10 protein-coding genes and 2 pseudogenes are annotated in these 17,725 nt (G+C 39.8%); 5 read left to right on the top strand and 7 right to left on the bottom strand.

Annotated elements, in window-relative coordinates; translation table 11 throughout:
- The first annotated feature begins 124 nt into the window (after window positions 1–124).
- From acs to PVV63_RS02730, 5 genes and pseudogenes are all read left to right on the top strand, one after another.
- Window positions 125–2,068: an acetate--CoA ligase gene (gene acs, locus PVV63_RS02710; protein ID WP_273790523.1), complete on the top strand. Its 1,944-nt coding sequence runs from the start codon at window positions 125–127 to the stop codon at window positions 2,066–2,068.
- A gap of 535 nt (window positions 2,069–2,603) precedes the next feature.
- The gene (gene ftsE / locus PVV63_RS02715) at window positions 2,604–3,263 is read left to right on the top strand and encodes a cell division ATP-binding protein FtsE (RefSeq protein ID WP_273723097.1); all 660 of its coding nucleotides are present in this window, start codon (window positions 2,604–2,606) and stop codon (window positions 3,261–3,263) included.
- Window positions 3,256–4,209: an ABC transporter permease gene (locus PVV63_RS02720; RefSeq protein WP_273790524.1), complete on the top strand. Its 954-nt coding sequence runs from the start codon at window positions 3,256–3,258 to the stop codon at window positions 4,207–4,209. The genes ftsE and PVV63_RS02720 overlap by 8 nt, the downstream gene beginning before the upstream one ends.
- Window positions 4,210–4,213: 4 nt before the next feature.
- A complete protein-coding gene (locus PVV63_RS02725) occupies window positions 4,214–4,879 on the top strand; it encodes a YdcF family protein (RefSeq protein ID WP_273790525.1) in 666 nt (221 codons plus the stop codon).
- 1,243 nt (window positions 4,880–6,122) lie between these two features.
- Window positions 6,123–6,345 (top strand): annotated as a pseudogene (locus PVV63_RS02730) (Arm DNA-binding domain-containing protein); the annotation flags it as partial.
- A gap of 1,159 nt (window positions 6,346–7,504) precedes the next feature.
- On the opposite strand, the gene PVV63_RS02735 reads toward PVV63_RS02730, so the two are convergent.
- The 7 genes and pseudogenes from PVV63_RS02735 to PVV63_RS02765 form a co-directional block, all read right to left on the bottom strand.
- The gene (locus PVV63_RS02735) at window positions 7,505–9,493 is read right to left on the bottom strand and encodes a MacB family efflux pump subunit (RefSeq protein WP_273790526.1); all 1,989 of its coding nucleotides are present in this window, start codon (window positions 9,491–9,493) and stop codon (window positions 7,505–7,507) included.
- A 3-nt stretch (window positions 9,494–9,496) separates the two neighbouring features.
- Window positions 9,497–10,723, bottom strand: a complete 1,227-nt coding sequence (locus tag PVV63_RS02740; protein ID WP_273790527.1) for an efflux RND transporter periplasmic adaptor subunit — start codon at window positions 10,721–10,723, stop codon at window positions 9,497–9,499.
- Window positions 10,720–12,201, bottom strand: coding sequence for an efflux transporter outer membrane subunit (locus tag PVV63_RS02745; RefSeq protein ID WP_273790528.1), 1,482 nt, complete (start codon window positions 12,199–12,201; stop codon window positions 10,720–10,722). Before PVV63_RS02745 ends, PVV63_RS02740 begins: the two co-directional genes overlap by 4 nt.
- A 61-nt stretch (window positions 12,202–12,262) precedes the next feature.
- The gene (locus PVV63_RS02750; protein ID WP_273790529.1) at window positions 12,263–13,078 is read right to left on the bottom strand and encodes an exodeoxyribonuclease III; all 816 of its coding nucleotides are present in this window, start codon (window positions 13,076–13,078) and stop codon (window positions 12,263–12,265) included.
- A 33-nt stretch (window positions 13,079–13,111) separates the two neighbouring features.
- Window positions 13,112–13,720, bottom strand: coding sequence for an outer-membrane lipoprotein carrier protein LolA (locus PVV63_RS02755; RefSeq protein ID WP_273790530.1), 609 nt, complete (start codon window positions 13,718–13,720; stop codon window positions 13,112–13,114).
- A gap of 121 nt (window positions 13,721–13,841) precedes the next feature.
- A pseudogene (locus PVV63_RS10350) lies at window positions 13,842–14,100 on the bottom strand (DNA translocase FtsK); the annotation flags it as partial.
- Between the two features lie 723 nt (window positions 14,101–14,823).
- A complete protein-coding gene (locus tag PVV63_RS02765) occupies window positions 14,824–17,265 on the bottom strand; it encodes a DNA translocase FtsK 4TM domain-containing protein (RefSeq protein WP_273790532.1) in 2,442 nt (813 codons plus the stop codon).
- Window positions 17,266–17,725 lie beyond the last annotated feature (460 nt).

Here is a 17,725-nt window from a genome sequence, read left to right on the forward strand (position 1 = left end):
GACTATTCTAATCTTTGTCATTTAGTCTAACCTCACAATGAAAAGCTTTTGGGAAAACTCTGCCACAAATATAACCATACAAAAATACAGAGGCAGATTTTCAAAACAATAAAAAGAGGGAAACATGACTGAAAAAATCTATCCAGTATCAGAAGAGATCAAAAAAAATACTTTACTCGATGAGGAAACTTATCAACAATGGTATCGAGAAAGCATCGATGATCCAGAAAGCTTCTGGGCAAAACATGGTCAACGCATTGAATGGTTTAAACCTTTTACAAAAGTAAAAAACACTTCTTTTAACGGAGATGTCTCCATTCAATGGTACGAAGATGGGATAACAAATGTTGCCTATAATTGCATTGATCGCCACCTGAAAACCCATGGAGACAAAATCGCACTCATTTGGGAAGGAGATAATCCTTACCATGATAAAAAAATAACCTATAACGAGCTTTATGAACATGTTTGTCGTTTTGCTAATCTTTTGAAAAGTCGTGGCATTAAGAAAGGCGATAAAGTAACCATTTATCTCCCCATGGTACCCGAAGCAGCCTATGCCATGCTTGCTTGTGCTCGCATTGGAGCTATTCATTCGGTTATTTTTGCTGGCTTTTCTGCTGAGGCAATAGCAGGACGCCTTGTCGATTGTGAATCAACCTTCATTATTACCGCTGATCAAGGCTTGCGTGGCAGCAAACGGATCAACTTAAAAGACAATGTTGATCATGCTATTGAGATAGCCGCGCGCCAAAACGTGCAGGTGGACCAAGTCATGGTTATACGGCGAACTTGTGGACCCATTCAATGGGTAGAGGGGCGTGATTTTTGGTACCACGAAGAGATAGCTCATGCCAAAACAGCTTGTCCACCAGAACCAATGAATGCTGAAGATCCACTTTTTATTCTTTATACTTCAGGCTCCACCGGCAAACCTAAAGGTGTTTTGCATACCACAGCGGGCTATCTTGTTTTTGCCTCGATGACTCACCAATATGTTTTTGATTACCACCCCAATGAAGTTTACTGGTGCACAGCTGATATTGGGTGGATTACCGGTCATTCTTACTTGGTTTATGGACCTTTATGCAATGGTGCGACCACTTTAATGTTTGAAGGCACACCAACCTTTCCTGACAAAGGCAGATTCTGGGAAATTGTCGACAAACACCAAGTCAATACGCTCTATACAGCACCAACAGCTATCCGCGCCTTAATGGGAGCAGGAAATTCGTTTGTTGAACACTCAGACAGAACATCGTTGCGTCTTTTAGGCACGGTAGGAGAACCGATTAATCCAGAAGCATGGGAATGGTTTTATCATATAATTGGAAATGACCGTTGTCCGATTCTCGATACATGGTGGCAAACGGAAACAGGAGGGCATATGATCACGCCCTTGCCCGGTGCAACACCCCTCAAAGCAGGATCGGCCACACGTCCTTTTTTTGGTGTTCAACCCCAAATTGTTGATGCCCAAGGCAATGTTTTAGAAGGTGAAGCAGAAGGCAATCTTTGTATCAGTGATTCATGGCCCGGACAAATGCGCACACTTTATAAGGATCATGAACGCTTTATTCAAACTTATTTTTCCTCCTATAAAGGAAAATATTTTTCAGGCGATAGCTGTAGGCGCGATAGCGACGGTTATTATTGGATCACAGGACGAGTTGATGACATTCTCAATGTCTCGGGGCACAGGTTAGGAACTGCTGAAATTGAATCAGCTCTTGTTTCTCATCCCGCTGTATCAGAAGCAGCTATTGTGGGTTACCCGCATCCCATTAAAGGACAAGGAATTTATAGTTTTGTGACTCTCATGGAAGGAACAGAGCCAAGTGAAGAATTGCAAAAAGACCTTATCAAGCATGTGAGACAAGAAATAGGCTCTATTGCCATATTGGATAAAATTCAGTTTGCTCCGCAGCTTCCCAAAACACGATCAGGGAAAATTATGAGACGTATTTTACGAAAAATCGCTGAAAACGATTTTGATACTCTCGGAGATATTTCAACCCTTGCCGAACCACAAGTTGTTGAAGATCTGATTGCCAACCGACAAAACTAAAAAACACGACGCAATACAACATACGGTGGTTTTTGTTTTTTTTGCTAAAATTATCTCAGCATTATTACGAAAACCACCAAGGAGAATAAAAAACAAAACAATGCATGAGAAGCTCAATCATTCTAACAACAAACGCTTTTTTTCATAACAGGTAAGAAATAATTTAAGCAAAAACCTCAAGATTGGGATGCGAACAAGAATAAGAAAGTAAGATAAAAAGAGCAACATAGCTTTTTAAAATCACCCAATGTCCACTCAATGCAAAAAAAGCCTCTGAGTAAGAAGGAAAAATAGTTCTGATGTTTATGCTAGAATCCCTTTGAAATTCCTGCTAAAATCATAAATAAAGCTAAAAAAAGAAAGTATAAGTGATAATATTCTTGAGCAAAAATATTTATCGATAACGAGGGTGTATAAAAAATATTGAAAACCATGAAATCTAAAATAAACAAGCTTACAACAAAAATCTAAAGCAATGAAAGTAAGAGTTTTTAGAATAAATGATGCAATATAAAATCAGGAGTAATAATAAAAAGTGATTCATTTTGAAAATGTCGGCCTACGCTATGGAATGGGCCCTGAGGTCCTTCGTGATATTAGCTTTCATATTCCTCCTGGATCATTTCAATTTCTCACAGGTGCCTCTGGAGCAGGGAAAACGTCGCTGATGCGTCTTATGTTTTTGGCACTCAAACCCACCCGCGGTCATATTGATCTCTTTGGAACAGACACAGCATTACTCAAACGACAAGAGCTCCCTGCGCTGCGACAACGTATCGGTGTGGTTTTTCAAGATTTTCGTTTACTCGACCACATGACCACTTATGAAAATGTCTCCTTACCTTTACGCATTAAAGGACAGGAAGAAGCAACCTATCGCAGTGAAGTGGAAGATCTTCTCTGTTGGGTAGGTCTTGGAGATCATATTCATGTTTTACCACCGGTTCTTTCCGGTGGGGAAAAACAAAGGGTAGCCATTGCACGCGCACTCATTGATCAACCTGAAATTCTACTTGCCGATGAACCCACTGGAAATGTCGATCCGCCCTTGGCAAAACGCCTCCTCCGTTTGTTTATTGAATTAAACCGTTTTGGAACGGCTGTTATCATTGCCACCCATGATATTGCCTTAATGGAACAAGTTGCAGCACGGCGTATGCTTCTCCATAACGGACGGATGACGATTCATGAATAAGTCTTTCCCCATTTTTACAAGCAATAAAAAAAATACAACAGCGATTATTCCCAGTGGTAATATTTCTGGAAAAGCATTGGTTGCCGTAATTGCTATTATGACATTTCTTTCAAGCCTCACCTTAATCGGTGTTGATTTAGTCCAACATGCTGCCCAAAATTGGAGTAATCAGATTAGCTATGAAGCAACAATACAAATACGTCCCATTGACAATGTTGATATCAACAAAGCACTCCGTGATGCCGTACAATTGGTTAAAACATTTTCTGGTGTACAAGATGCAAAAATTGTTGACCAAAAAGCTACAGAAAAGTTACTGGAGCCATGGCTTGGAACAGGCTTCAATGTCAATGAACTACCCCTTCCCCGCCTCATCATTGTGACCCTGAATGGGGATGAAAAAATCAATTTTGCAGCCATTAATCACGCCATTAAAACCCAAATTCCAGGAGGTCAATTTGATGATCACCGTGTTTGGGTTCATCGTTTTGCGACCATGGCACACACCACTGTTTTCATTGGTTTTTCAATTTTAGCATTGGTTCTAGGTTCTCTTATCCTCACCATCATTTTTGCCACCCGCAATGCATTGGCAGAAAATACACATATTATCAATGTCTTATATTTCCTTGGTACTGAAACTCTTTTCATTGCCCGCCAATTTGACTGGCATTTTTTTAAAACCGCGCTGCGTGGTTCTTTATATGGTGGTCTTACAAGCATATTTCTGTTTTCAGCCTTTTGTCTCTGGACGAATTATAACTTGGGAAGAGTGGAAGCTAGCCAAATAACAGCTTTGTTTGGACATCTTTCCATAAGTTCCATTCCTTACGGAAAAATCATTTTTCTTATTATTTTCGTTTCTTTTCTTACCACCCTTACAAACCGCATGACTATTTTAACACAACTGAAAAAAATCGATCAATGTGAAAACGGTTTATTTTAATTTTATGACTCACAACACTTACAACTCATTGACGCAAAACAATTTAGAACGTCCTCTTCCAAAACGGCTCCACTATAGTTGGTCTCCCCGCTTTTTATTTCGCTATTTTCCACCGACAACCCTTACTCTTTCAATCATTGTTTTCATTTTCTGGAGCGGTTTTATCATTTTTTCTGAAAAAACTGAACGACTTTCTCCCCCACAGCCTCTCCCCAAAGCTGATGCCATCATTGTGCTGACAGGCGGAGAAAACCGAATAGAGACAGGACTTAATCTCTTACAAAGGGGGCTTGGTTCACGTCTCCTCATCAGTGGTGTAAATACCACAACCAACCTGAAAAGTCTCATGCATAACATGCATATTACCCGACGGCTTATCTCCTGTTGTATTGACATCGGGCATCAAGCGATTAACACCAGAGGAAATGCTAAAGAAAGCGCCGATTGGATCAAAAAACACCACTATAAAACCCTTTATATCGTCACCCATGATTACCATGTGTGGCGCTCGATGCGAGAACTTAAATATTTAATGCCTGATATCCATTTCATTGCCTATCCTGTTAAAAAGAACAATGCTGAAAGCGCAATACAACAGATCAATCAAATCCGCATTCTCATATTCCAATATATTAAAACGCTCCAAGTCTATATCAGAACCGCATTCTAATCTTTATCCTTCTGACTTTTTAAAAACCTTGCCATCTTCTGACCTCTTCATACCTTTCTCTCATACTCTTCCACAAGAGGTTGCTTCTATAAAAGCTCGACAGAGCTACCTTCATACAACACAGAACACCCCACAATACATGTATCACTGTATTGCACATTCACCCAAAACATCTCTTACATCCCAAACATATCTCACAGCACGGGATCTGTACATGCCATCTCAATATATAAGCTCTTGTAAATAGAGCCCCCAGACAACTATAAGATCTCCCGACTTGTTATAGGAGATCTATTGATACCACCGTCTTTACGCTTCATAAAAATACAAACCGCTCCACCCTATATTTTGCCGCCCCCCAAGTATTACGATAGCTCAAGCCTCTTGGGATGATTGGTAAGAGGCATGCATTACGCCTTTCTTAAACACAAACATACCAATCTCATATGACATGCAAAGAAGTAATTTTAATAGATTTAAAATGAGAAAATTTATGATAGTTAGATTTCTCATTCAACAGAGAGAATGTTAAACTATCATTATAAGTCAATATATTAGTAACAATCTCTTATTCTAAAAAGCATCTTCTTAAGAGCATTTTAGATCACAGATAGGAATAAGCTCAAAACGCACACAGCTACAAATACCCCACGTTTTTTATCGCAATCTTTTTTGAAATCATTTTGCTCTCTAAGATCACTTTTTGTCTGGTTTCCTCCCAGAAAAAGAACGAAAATTTTTAAACTCTATTGATCTGTAAACAATAATAACTCAGCTTCTTGTCTAACGCGTTCCACCTGCTCACTTCAATATCAGAACACCTCAAAAGACAGATTTCATAAGAATTGTGATTTCCTCTCAACATCTCAAAGGACGATGATTCCTATCAGCAACGATTTGTAAACAGTTCACTTTCTCTGGACAGGTTCCTCTCAGCTTCCCCATTTATATGGTTTACTCACATAAAGCTCGACAAGAAAACCCCTGCCTGAGAATATTCATCACTGCCGCTAAAGCTCATGCGTCATAATTTTAGTGACCTCACTGCCTAAGGTGCTTTATTACATACAACATATTGATTTATAATGAAATTTTATTACGCTACAACTTGAATGAGAGCTCTCAATATCATCAGATTCTCTCATTTCAAATCTGTTCTCTATTGAATCAACTAAAACCACTTACTTGCACATCACAAGCGGGATGAGTGTGTGGATAAAAACTGTACAAGAAATGACTAAAAATGGCTCTTATGAACCGTCTTAATGCAAGGTCTATCGCAACACCCACGAGCTGGCAAATATAATGATGGTGCCGGCTTGTTACTTCATAAGCGTAAAGATGGAGGTGCTCAATGGATTTACCGTTGTACCATTCACGAGCGCCGTCGTGAAATGGGATTGGGTGCCTTAAGAGATGTCTCTTTAAAACAAGCCCGTGAATGTGCAAACCAATGGCGCTCTGTATCGGACTTGTAGCAGGAGGGAGAATAACCACCATACCAACTAGACATACCATTGCTCATCACTAGCGCCATTATGTTCTTTAGCAGCATAACTGCAGCTTGGTATTACGATGTTCTCTTACTTCATCTCACACCTGCTGAATATGAGCTTATTCTTTTTCAATAAATGAAAGCCCTTTTCATTGATACATCATTCAAAATAAGAAGCTATCCGCCTCTCAAACTTTTTGTCTTCCTCACCAAAACCATTAAATTAAACCCGCATTTCACGGTATTAGTTCTTAAGATCACGCCCCCCTACCGAGTATCTGACGGCATCCTTACCCTAGAAACTCAAATGGCTTGTTTATCCTTCAGCTCCAAAATCATGAGATAAGGCAGAAAAAAGCGATGCCTTAAACAAAATATTCTAAAGAAAGCTAAGTTACTCGCATAAAGGAACAGAAAATGGCTGTGTCTTAGGTCACATTTTAAAACTTGAGCACAATCATAATTTATTTGCATAAACCTAAACACCTATAATTTGCACCACCCTCTGCAAAACCAAAAGTGAGAAATACTCATAACCTCTTTTCCGAAAATCTTAAAAATACTAAACGAAACCTCTTAAACTTCTCAGCTATCTCGATACCAGTTCATTTTTTTGGAAGAATGGAGGTTTAAGCTGTTTTTGGCATCAACCTTCTTTTTTGTTCTTTTGTTTGTTAGCAGATACACTATTCACTTCCCCGCCTCTTTTTAAATTAAATCTTAAGAACCGTCGCGCAATCTATTTCATTTGTTCTCCTCTTCATATCTCAGAAGACGAAGATTTTTAACAAAATTCAGTCTGCAAGCAATCTCATTCTAACGGGTTCCATTTAACTTCTCCTTAATAGGATTTACTTCCATAAGACTCGACAAGAAAGATTTAAAAATATTCATTATGCATTCTCAAAACATTCAATGCCTCAAGAAGGCTTATATGCCTATCATATCTCACATGATGTGGTGTGCTATAAGAAACGTTCACCTCTAGTGGTATGCTCCACTTAATAAACAAAGCGTTTTCTAAAATAGAGCAGCAAATAATGCCAAACTTTTCCCATTCATGTTTCGCTTCATAAACGCTTCATCCAAGTGGAAAGCATCACGAACAAACATGACCCAATTGATAAAGCTTAATCGCGTGAAAGAGCGACAACAGGGTCAAGCCGTGAAGCTTGCCGCGCTGGAGAAAAGCCAAAACATATTCCAATGAGTGTTGAAAAAGTAAGAGACATAATGATCGATTCAATAGTATAAACCAAATGGATAGGCGCCTTAAACAGAAGAAATAAGCCACCGATAGAAAGCCCAAGCAAGATCCCCAAACCACCACCAATCACACAAACCAAAATCGCTTCAATGAGAAATTGCTGTAAAATATCACTTTGCCGTGCACCAACTGCCATACGCACGCCGATTTCATTGATCCGCTCAGAAACAGTGACCAACATAATATTCATCACCCCAATACCCCCCACAATCAGGGAAATAGCTGCAATTGAAGAAATTAAAAGTGTTAAAATATTTGTACTCTCCATAACACGTTCACGGAAGAATTCAGAATTTCTAATGAAAAAGTCCTCCCCACCATGCCGCATAATGAGAAAACGTTTTATCATGGTCTCCGCTAAATGTGAATCAATATCATCAGCAATTCTAACAGTAATTGCACGAACTTCTGTTGTGCCAAGAAAACGTGTCTGCACTGTTGTATAGGGCAAATAAAGCTGTAACGTATTTGATGTATCTCCACTTGCATTATTTTGCGAATCAACAACACCAATAATACGCGCTGGAACATTCCCCACATGCACCACCTTTCCAAGGGGGCTTTCATAGCTATGGGGGAAAAGAACAGACAATGCTTCTTTCTCGATCACGAGATCAACCGCCCGATCATGGACACTTTTTTGATCAAAAAACTGTCCTTTGAAAACTTTGAGCCCCTGTGTCTGAAAAAATTGTTCTCCCACCCCCGCAATGACGGCATTAACTTCAACTGCACCAAAACGCACTTTCGAGCTTGCTGAAATCTGTGGTGTTACACCAGAAACATAAGGTAATCCAGACAAGGCTTCTGCATCAGCTTCAACCAAACTGGTTATTTTTTCTGCTTGTGGATCAGAAAAACTTTTACCAGGAAAAATGGTTAATGTATTAGTACCCAAACTTTTAAAATTTTCCAAAATTTTCTCTCGTGTACCATTCCCTAAAGCCACCATAGCAATAATCGCCCCAATACCGATAATCACCCCAAGCATTGTTAGAAAAGTCCGCATACGATGTGCATTCATTGCCAACAGAGCCATCACAAACGCCTCACGGAATCGCTCAAAAAAAGAACGAAAAAAGCCCAGTTTTTGTTGGCCTTTTAGATTTTGTTGTTCCTGAAGAGATTTTCTACCAACTTTTGTTTTTGCAACCCTTGACCGCTTATCAGCAATAATTTCCCCATCACTGATTTCGATAATACGCTCTGCTCTTTCAGCCACCTGCATATCATGGGTTACAATGATAATAGTACGCCCTTCTTGATGAAGTTCATCCAAAATATGCAATACTTCTTGCCCACTCTTTTTGTCCAATGCACCAGTTGGTTCATCTGCAAGAATGACCTCCGCATTATTCATGAGCGCCCGAGCAATAGAAACACGTTGTTGCTGACCACCGGAAAGCTGATTTGGACGATGATTTATCCGATCACCCATGCCCAAACGCGTTAAAAGATCCTGTGCACGCTTTTTTCTTGCTTCCACGGCACATCCCGCATAAATAGCCGGAATTTCAACATTACCAAGAGCTGTCAATTCATTCAACAAATGGTAGCGCTGAAAAATAAAACCAAAATGATTACGTCGTAAAGCCGACAATTCATCCGCAGAAAGAGAAGCTGTTTCTTTACCAGAGATCCAATAACGGCCAGAAGTTGGACGATCAAGACAGCCTAAAATATTCATCAAGGTAGATTTACCTGAACCGGAAGCACCTACAATTGCCACCATTTCACCACGTTTAATGGTAAGATTGATGTTTTTCAAAACGGTAACAAACGTTTCGCCCGCAGGAAATTTGCGCACAATATTTTCCAAGACGAAGACAGCATCTGCTTGATTTGTGCTCATGCTTTAACTCTCGTCTTCGCTATGCATGTTAGAAGACTCTGGCATCACTCCATCAGACGAACTGGTGATGACGACATCACCCTCGTTAAGTCCTGAAATAATCTCTGCCATAACCTTATTATTCAACCCAACACTCACCTGTTTAGTAACCACCTTATTTTCCCCCACCAAAACAGAAACCCATGCTTTACGCTCTCTTGTCTCATCGCGTAAAGCATCACTTGGAACCAACAAGACATTCTGCGCGCGCCCTAAGATAATATGAACTTGAGCAGTCATATAGGTTCGCAAAAAATTGTCCGCATTATCAACATGTAGAATTCCATTGTAATAGATAGCCGATGATATTAAAGCACTAGAACCACTCACCATACCAGGATTAATACTCACATCAGCACGAATTGCTTCAGGAGCCGGCTCTACTTTTTCTAAAACGCCTTCATAACGACGCTGTGAATTACCTAAAACTGTAAAATAAAGTGGTTGTCCAGCTCGGACTTTAAGAATATCTGCTTCTGAGATTTGCGCCTTGATCGTCATCTTTGATAAATCACCCAAAATAACAATTGTTGGCGCCGACTGAACCGCATTCACATTCTGCCCTTCTTCCACAACTGTTGCCAAAACCGTTCCCGCTGAAGGGGCAGTGATGCGTGTATAACCTAAATTAACCTCTGCACTCTCCACATCAATTTGTGCTTGCACAATCTGCTGACGAAGTTGTTCAATTTGCGCCTCGCGTATTTTCACCTGTGTCGCAGCCTCATCGAGGTTCGCCCGTGAAATCGCACGTGTTTCGATCATTTTTTTCTGACGCTCTAAATTTTTCTGTGCAAGAGAAAGATAGGCTTCTTGTTCTACCAAATTCGCATAATAATGCGATAATGCTGCTTTTTTTCTTTTTAAATCATTTTCCTGATCTGTAGGATCAATTTCTGCCAAGAGATCGCCTTCTTTCACAACACTCCCAGGGGAAACACGCATTGACACCACACGCCCTGTTGCACGCGCACCAACAGCCACCAACCGGTAAGGACGTACAAGACCAGAAGCTAAAACACTTTCCTCAATATCCCCACGCTTCACCACCGCTGTTATATAAGTTGGAGTAGATGTTCCAAAAAAAACAGAACGTAACCATAACAACAAGAGAATGAGAAATATAGCAGTTAAAAAGAAGGAAAGTTTTTTATGTTTTGTAATGAAATTTTTGAGTAAGTTTTTTTTCATTTCCCTACCTTTGCACGCGAACGAGGTGCATTATCAACGACTTCTGGACGCGATACATCAACAACGCCATCCCAGCCTCCCCCCAATGCTTTCATCAACGTGATATATTGCGTAACCAAAGAAACACGGCTATCTTTAAGCGCCATTTGTGCAGAATAATAAGAGCGATCAGCATTTAACAATTCAAGAAAACTAGTATTTCCATTCTCAAAAAGGCTCCGTGAAAGTTTTAAGGAATGAAGAGAAGCTTTATTCGCAACGATTAGCTTTTCTAAGCGTTGATGTTCCTTCGTTAATCTTACAAGCGCATTTTCTACATCTTCTAAAGCTTCCAACACAGCAGCTCGATAAGTAATAAAAGCTTGATCACGCTGCGCGCGCGCTACCGCAATAGAAGCCTCGACCTGACCTCCATTAAAAAGAGGAAAACGAAGACCAGGTCCAAAAGACCAGCCAATCGTTGAATTTTTCCATAATTGATCAATTGCCGTTGCTGCTGTTGAAATATTACCTGTTAAAGTAAGTGATGGATAACGATCTGCTTCACGTTGACCAATCCGTGCTGTCGCTTGCGCATATTGACGCTCTGCCCGTCGTAAATCCGGACGTGTTAACAAAATATCAGCTGGAATTCCTGCTGGTATCGGCCAGCGTGGTTGTGGAATCTTTGCATGCTTAGCATTTTTTTGTAAAAGATCCTTCAATGCCGTAGGCACACGACCAGTTAAGACAGAGAGGCGATGAACGCTCATTGCTACATTCGCTTCCATCTGTGATATATCTGCCTCTGTATTTGCCATCTGCGCTTGCGCATTTGAAACATCAAGCTCAGAAACATCACCAGCTGTTAATCTAGCGCGCATCAGTTCATAAGTTTTACGTTGTGAGACAGCAATTTGCCGCACAATAAACAACTTTTGTTGCCAACCACGCATTTGCACATAATTTGTTGCCACATCTCCTAGTAATGTCACCATGGTAGCACGCATATCTTCCACAGCCGCATCAAGGCCATAACGCGCTGCTTCAACCGCACGTTTATGCCCACCAAAAAAATCCAGCTCCCAGCTTGCATCAAAACCACTACTATACTGGTTTAACAATGCATCAGACTGTCCAGAACGACTACGGGTTCCTGAAATTGAATTGGACACATTTGGCAAAAGAGTTCCCACAACCTGCCCTAAACCTGCACGCGCCTCACGTACCCGAGCTTTGGCAACAGCAACATTATTATTTCCAGAAATAGCATAATCCATTAACGCATCTAGAACAGGGTCATTCAAATGCCGCCACCATCCGGCAAGCGCAACGGACTGCCCTGCAGTCTGTGCAGATTTTTCTCCCCAAACTGCTGGAACACGAAAAGATGTTTTCTGGTAATTAGGACCAACCATACATCCTGACAAAAGCAAACACAACAAGACACTAGAAAATAATCCACGAGAAGCGCCCCATTTGAGATTTCTGATATACATCCAGTCTCCCGCATTCTTTCAGAATCATTATTGAATATTAATACTTTATTTACCTCTTATTTCAAACTTGACGTGAAAAATCAAATACAGTTTGCACAGGAATATGATCTGAAGGACGTTCCCATCCGCGCGCATCACGAAAAATAGAAAGATCTACAACAAAAGGTGCTAAATCTTGAGAAGACCAAACATGATCAAGCCGCCGCCCATAATCGGTAAATGCCCAATCGCGAGCACGATAACTCCACCATGTGTAAAGCTTGGTAGGAACAGGAATATGCAACCGCATCAGATCAACCCATCCACCTTGACAACACAAATCCTGTAAACGCTCGGTTTCAATGGGAGTATGGCTTACAACCTTCAACAATTGCTGATGAGACCAAACATCCTCTGCCAAAGGAGCAATATTTAAATCTCCCACCAAAAGAGAAGAAAGACCATCGCCGTGATCCGCACGAATGGAAGACATTTCTTCTAAAAAATCAAGCTTATGACGAAATTTTTCATTCACATCAGCATCAGGGATATCTCCCCCAGCAGGAACATAAAAATTATGAATCCGCAAGCTTCTCCCATGGGCTTCCACAATAACTGAGATATACCGGCAATCTTGGTTTTGACAAAAAAAACGTTTTTCTACCTTTTTAAAAGGCAAACGAGAAACAATAGCCACCCCGTTATAAGATTTTTGTCCACTCAATGCGATATGCTTATAACCCGCTGCTTCAAAAGCCTCCACTGGAAATAAAGCATCTGGACATTTTGTTTCCTGTAGACACAAAACATCTGCGGAAAAGAGTTCCAAATACTGAAAAACCTGTGCAAGACGCAAACGAATAGAATTAATATTCCAAGTCGCAATACGAAAGAACATTTGTTTTAATCCAAATAACGTAACACTCTTTCTTCATTTCTTCGAAGGAAGCGTGAACATCCCATTAGCGAACCGGACGTCTGTCCGCACATTCATAACCTGCACAGTAGTTTCCAAATTTTGTTGGTCAACAATTGTCCACTGCCGCAAAGCAGAGCCTTTAGAATCAAAAACCATCCTTATTTGCCCTGCCCCAATCGTTTTATCACGCAGAACAATCGTCACAGCCCCTGGATCTTCGCGAAATGCCAACAAGCGCCCAGAAGATACATCAATTTTATCATCCAACAAAAACTTCATTGGCGTTTGCGAAAGTTGTGAAAAGTTCCAAGTATTCAAAGCCCGATTGTTAATACCCACAAATTGGCCATCTGCAATAATTTGTAAAGGCATTTTTTTGTAAATGAAACGAATTTTCCCTGGACGCTCTAAATAAAATGTCCCCTGAGACATTTTTCCCTTTGGACTAAACTGAATAAAATCACCTGTCATTGTTTTGATTGCCGCAAAGTGATTCACAACATTTTGCGCCTTTATCACTTTATTAGATACTTGCGAAAAAACAGGAAAAGTTAAACACCAAAAGATAATAATTCCCACCAACCCAAAGATTCTTCTTTGCGGTAAAAAAGACGTTTTCATAAAAAATGCTCCCAAGCAATACTTAATTAACTTTATAATTCATAACTTAAGTGATCAACGACGAATAAATACCTATCTTTATAAGATAAAGATATTGTTTGAAAAAAATATCAAAAGATTTTCAAGAGTATTCTTCTTCGACAGTCTCCAAAACTTTTTGCTTACCCATATCATTTACTGGACTAATGATGCCTTCTTCTTCCATCCTTTCAATCAATGTTGTAGCACAGTTATAACCAATGCCTAAACGACATTGAATATAAGAAGTCGAAGCCTTACGATCACGAAGCACAATAACAACAGCTTGACAATAGGAATCATCTGCTAAAGAAACATCCCTCTTTATTTCTTGCGATCTCTTTCGGTATCGTTTCCAAATAACCAGTCTGCGTTTATGTTTCCGAAATCATCAAATTTTCCTGCTTTTCTGCTGATTTTCTAAACGCATAATATATTCTTTCCCACCCCTAATCTATGAAGCAACATAAATTATAGTCAATACATAATGGATTAAGGACTAAACATATTACTCGCGAACCTGAAAGCTCTTTTAAGTGTCAAAAATGCTTTTTTGACTTCCTTCCCACCCAAAAGAATAAAAATCTTCATCCGAACCACTCTGTAAACAGTTTGGAGTTTAGCAAATTTCACTTAGCTTCCCACCCCATATAATTCATTTATATTAAGACTCGACAGATCAGCCTTGCCCTAAATATTTAGAGCGCACTTAAAAAGACACTTAAATACCAAACCTTACATGCTTTTACCCCCCTCTACACTCGCAATGACATTATTTTATACCAAGATATTGATTTATAATAATTTATCTTTTTAACTTAAATCATAACGCCAAAGACAATAAGATTCTCTCATCACATACTCTCTCATATTGAATCAATTCAAATCATTTGCTTGCACGTTACAAGCAAGGTTGGTGTATGGATAAAAGTTATATAAGATAAAGAATCCCCTTATAAGGAGTCTCAAGTACCAAGGAGCTATCGCAAATTGAGAGCTGGTATATGAAAATGCAGACTTTCTACGATACAATAGGATAAACACTTGTTTTACAAGGTATTATAAAAAACAACTATAAATATTTTTCAAAAGCGTTCTTCTTCAGCCGGCACTAAAATTTCTCGTTTCCCTGCGTGATTTGCTGGACTAATAATACCTTCTTCTTCCATCCTCTCAATCAATGTCGCAGCGCGGTTATAACCAATGCCTAAACGGCGTTGAATATAAGAGGTTGAAGCCTTACGATCACGAAGCACAATAGCAACAGCTTGACTATAGGGATCATCTTCTGAAGGAGAAGACAAAGAAACATCAGCACCATCCTCTTCAACTTCTTGCGTAATTGTTTCTAAATAATCAGGTCGTGCTTGCTCTTTGAGATGCGCAACAACCTGCTCCACTTCATCATCCGCAACAAAAGGCCCATGCACACGCTGAATACGTCCTCCTCCCATCATAAAGAGCATATCTCCTTGTCCCAATAATTGCTCGGCCCCCTGTTCGCCTAAAATTGTTCGGCTATCAATTTTTGAACTCACAGAAAAAGAAATACGTGTAGGAAAATTGGCTTTGATCGTCCCAGTAATAACATCGACGGAAGGACGCTGTGTCGCCATAATTACATGGATACCGGCAGCACGTGCCATTTGTGCTAAACGTTGAACCGCTCCTTCAATATCTTTCCCAGCAACCATCATCAAATCAGCCATTTCATCAATAATGACAACAATATAGGGCATAGGACTAAAATCAAGTGTTTCCGTTTCATAAAGAGGCTCACCGGTCTCGCGATCAAATCCAACTTGAATTGTCCGCACCATTGTCTCTCCCTGACTTGCAGCTTCCCTAAGACGTGCATTAAACCCATCAATATTACGAACGCCTAGTTTTGACATTTTACTATAGCGCTCTTCCATTTCACGAACAGCCCACTTTAAAGCAATCACGGCTTTTTTAGGATCTGTCACCACGGGTGTTAATAAATGGGGAATGCCATCATAAACCGAAAGCTCAAGCATTTTCGGGTCCACCATAATGAGACGACATTGTTCAGGTGTCATACGATAAAGCAATGATAAAATCATTGTATTGATAGCAACAGACTTTCCCGATCCTGTTGTACCAGCAACCAAAAGATGGGGCATTTTTGCTAAATCTGCAATAACAGCTTCTCCCCCGATTGTCTTACCCAAAGCAAGTCCTAGCTTTGCTTTGCTGTCAATAAATTCTTGCGCCTGCAACATTTCTCGTAAATAAACCATCTCACGCTTTGCATTAGGCAATTCTATTCCAATCACATTGCGTCCTGGAACCACCGCAACACGCGCCGAAATCGCACGCATTGAGCGTGCAATATCATCTGCCAAACCAATGATACGGGAGGACTTAATGCCAGCAGCCGGTTCAAATTCATACAAAGTTACCACCGGTCCAGGACAAGCATCAATAATTTGCCCCTTGACCCCAAAATCTAACAAAACCCCTTCAAGTTCCTGAGAATTTGCTCTTAAAACAGCAGGAGAAAGTTTTGCATCCCTAACAGACGGCGGTGGAACCGAAAGATAATCTACAAGAGGAAGAACAAAACCACCATTTAAAGAAGCTGTTAAAGACTTTCGATTTTTAGCAGGAGAAACATAGGCTTTATTTTGATTTTCCTCACACTTTACTTTTTCACCCAAAAAAGTTGGCTCAATCCGATCAAATGACTTTCCTTGCCCTTTACTTTGAAAACGCCTTTTGAAACAGAACAAACGAAAAAAACGCGCTTGTAAAAAATAAAAAAGATGTAAAAAAGCGCCGCAAGTTGTCGCAAAAAAACCATGATTTTCACGTTCATCCTCTGCGGCATATTCCGTATCTTCTTCCAACTCAAAAACTGGATTAACGATTTCGTCTTTTGGAATACTTTTTTCTTTTCTTTTCTTTGTTCGACGCCGCCATATCACATTGCCAGCAAAAGCAGCAGTAAAAAACCCTAAAAGAATAAAAACAACACTGAAAAACACCGTGTAAGGAGGAGAAAGAAAAAGAGGAAAGACTGAAGAAGCGACACTTAAAACTTTATCTCCTAAAACCCCTCCCAATCCCATTGGCAATGGCCAATAAGTAAAAGAAGCAACAGGTGACATAAGAGCAAAAGCAATTAAAAAACAAATCGTTGATAGCACCCATAAAAAAAAGCGAAAAGTCAAATTGTAGATATTCTTTTGCGCCAACAAGAGAAAAGACCAAAATAACGGCGGCAACAAAACAGCAAGACTTGCCAAGCCAAAAAACTGCATAATAAAATCTGAAAAAATTGCCCCCATCCACCCCATAAGGTTTGTAACCTCATTTGTACTTGCATGGGTTAAAGATGGGTCCGCAACATTCCACGTCGCCAAAGCAAACACACAAAAAATAATAAAGCCCAAAAGCCCAAGCCCAATAAATACCCCTATCTGACGTAAAAACATCTCAATAAGACGCGAACCTTGAGAATTTCGCACTTCTAATGAATCATACGGAGAAGAACTTCGGTGCATCTATCAATTCCAAATACAAAACTTTCATATTTTAAAGAGTTATAACTCCCTCTCTCTATTAAAAAAAGATGAAGCTTAAACTCTGTACCGATCTGTAAACAAATAGCCTGTAAACAATCCGACTTCTTATCTAGCGCGTTCTACCTTCTAACCACTTCATATCATTCATATACCACCACCCTAAGAGACAATCCTTCATAAGGCAGATAAAAAGCTTTTCCTGAATATTTATCACACGATCAACCCAAAATACCTCATGTGTAAAGTGTTACATAGGTGCTACAGCACCTTCCTAAACAGATGATGTTTTTCAAGCTACATCATGATAACAGCAAAATATGAATACTGTTTTAACCATCACGAATGAACACAATTTTTATCATCATACTAACTAAATGTCCCTCTTCAAGACAGGCATACTAAAATAACTCATACAACTTAAAAAATACACGACCACCTT

The sequence above is a fragment of the Bartonella sp. CM31XJBT genome (genome assembly GCF_028618555.1).
In the GTDB taxonomy this organism is placed as follows: Bacteria; Pseudomonadota; Alphaproteobacteria; order Rhizobiales; family Rhizobiaceae; genus Bartonella.

What these genes read in the sequence shown, in the direction of transcription:
- PVV63_RS02745 (WP_273790528.1), bottom strand. Translation starts at nt 12,201, where the DNA reads ATGTATATCAGAAATCTCAAATGGGGCGCTTCTCGTGGATTATTTTCT.
- PVV63_RS02755 (WP_273790530.1), bottom strand. Translation starts at nt 13,720, where the DNA reads ATGAAAACGTCTTTTTTACCGCAAAGAAGAATCTTTGGGTTGGTGGGA.
- PVV63_RS02725 (WP_273790525.1), top strand. Translation starts at nt 4,214, where the DNA reads ATGACTCACAACACTTACAACTCATTGACGCAAAACAATTTAGAACGT.
- PVV63_RS02740 (WP_273790527.1), bottom strand. Translation starts at nt 10,723, where the DNA reads ATGAAAAAAAACTTACTCAAAAATTTCATTACAAAACATAAAAAACTT.
- acs (WP_273790523.1), top strand. Translation starts at nt 125, where the DNA reads ATGACTGAAAAAATCTATCCAGTATCAGAAGAGATCAAAAAAAATACT.
- PVV63_RS02765 (WP_273790532.1), bottom strand. Translation starts at nt 17,265, where the DNA reads ATGCACCGAAGTTCTTCTCCGTATGATTCATTAGAAGTGCGAAATTCT.
- PVV63_RS02735 (WP_273790526.1), bottom strand. Translation starts at nt 9,493, where the DNA reads ATGAGCACAAATCAAGCAGATGCTGTCTTCGTCTTGGAAAATATTGTG.
- PVV63_RS02720 (WP_273790524.1), top strand. Translation starts at nt 3,256, where the DNA reads ATGAATAAGTCTTTCCCCATTTTTACAAGCAATAAAAAAAATACAACA.
- PVV63_RS02750 (WP_273790529.1), bottom strand. Translation starts at nt 13,078, where the DNA reads ATGTTCTTTCGTATTGCGACTTGGAATATTAATTCTATTCGTTTGCGT.